The organism is Vibrio sp. OPT46, from assembly GCF_015163535.1.
Classification (GTDB): domain Bacteria; phylum Pseudomonadota; class Gammaproteobacteria; order Enterobacterales; family Vibrionaceae; genus Vibrio; species Vibrio alginolyticus.
In genome coordinates this window covers 39,711-41,298 of the sequence record NZ_JADDYG010000139.1, presented here as the reverse complement: position 1 = coordinate 41,298, position 1,588 = coordinate 39,711, and the positions used below count along the sequence as shown (strand labels likewise).

At 40.9% G+C, this 1,588-nt stretch carries 2 protein-coding genes; both read right to left on the bottom strand.

Annotated elements, in window-relative coordinates; translation table 11 throughout:
- Positions 1-359: 359 nt before the first annotated feature.
- Positions 360-917, bottom strand: coding sequence for a PhnA domain-containing protein (locus tag IQR33_RS06235; RefSeq protein ID WP_005376350.1), 558 nt, complete (start codon positions 915-917; stop codon positions 360-362).
- Between the two features lie 289 nt (positions 918-1,206).
- Entirely contained in the window at positions 1,207-1,416 is a 210-nt protein-coding gene (locus tag IQR33_RS06230) for a YgdI/YgdR family lipoprotein (protein WP_005376349.1), read from the bottom strand.
- Positions 1,417-1,588: the final 172 nt, after the last annotated feature.

The window sequence follows — 1,588 nt, the reverse complement described above, 5'->3', positions numbered from 1 at the left end:
ATGACAAATGTAGCTTTACCAACCTCTATGGATAAGAAAACCTACGCGGTTAACTTCAAAGGACTGATTGCTCACTTACTGGACATTCTATTTGTAGATAACACTGCGCCACGCAGTTACTACGCAGAAGACTTGTCAGCACATATTCAAAAAGACATCGGTATGTACCGTTAATATTGAAATAGTGTAAGAAATACCGGCCTATGAGCCGGTATTTTTTTATTTGTAAAACATGCCTACTCAACCTACGCCCTAGAAAAGAAACACTCTAGAGGAGGTAGACATGAGAGTAGATTAAGTGTTGTATAGAAAAACGGGGCACCATTGGTGCCCCGTTTTGACATGACTGAAGTGCGATATTACTTCTTGCGGCAGTATTCTGCGATCACGTACATCGACTGACCACCATTTGCCTTACCCGAAACTAGCTTTGGATCATCGCCAAGGCTAATGCCACGAATCACTGTACCTTGTTTGATTACTTGGTTAGTGCCTTTTACTGGTAGGTCTTTAATTACTGTTACATCGTCACCTTTCTTAAGTTCAGTGCCGTTACAGTCAACAGTTTTATCGTCAGCAGACATCCCTTTCATTGCCCAGTTCATTTGCTCTTCTTCCATGTACATCATGTCAAGAGCATCTTGAGCCCAGCTTTCTGTGTTTAGGCGAGTGAGTTGGCGCCATGCAGTCACTTGTACAGCAGGAACCTGGCTCCACATACTTTCGTTTAGACAACGCCAGTGGTTAATGTCTTTTGGCTCATCGATCTCACCCAGACACTTATCACAAACCATAATGGCAGTATCAACCGTCACATTACCGTGAGGTGGGACAGCGTATGCAGTTAGTTGAGATTCAGAAGAACACAGTTCACATTTTGACTCGCAGCGCGCAAGCAGAGTAGCTTCAATAGACATAAGGACTCACCTTAGTAATGTTATTTTGTGGCGGTATTATCCACTTTATCCTGAGAAATAAAAGGGTGTTAGCGAATTAAAGACTAGATTTTACAATACTCCAACCTGATTAAGGTGAAGATGTAAAATATTCGCTAAATAAATAATACGGAAGTATAAAAGACACTATTAATTGTTTTGGCTTATGAATTGGTTGTGTCAATTTCTACAACGATTACAAGCCTAAAAGAGGTAAATGTAGAGAGAGGGTGGCTAGAACATAGCCCTCTAATTTACAGAGGGCCTGTCGTTAACGTTCGACAATCTGGACAATTTGCTCTTTTGAAATGCTCATTTCTTTACCATCCATGTCTTCATACTCGTACATACCCGTTTCCTCGTTCAGGTCTGGTTTACCGTAAGAGGTAATAATTTTCCCTTCATTTGTCGACATCAGATATTGGCTACTTCCGCATGCAGCAAGAAGTAATACAGTGGCAATAACAGTCAATACGCGCATAGAGTTTTCCTTTTAAACAAGTGAGTTAGGCAAAGACATCGATTTAACTATAGCAGAGGAAATATGAGTGGGTTTGAATACAATTGAAATGAAAAAGCCCAGTAGAAACTGGGCTTTGGTAGGAAGGGTGTTGCGATTACTTCAAAACAGAAGTGTTAGTGACACCTGTTAG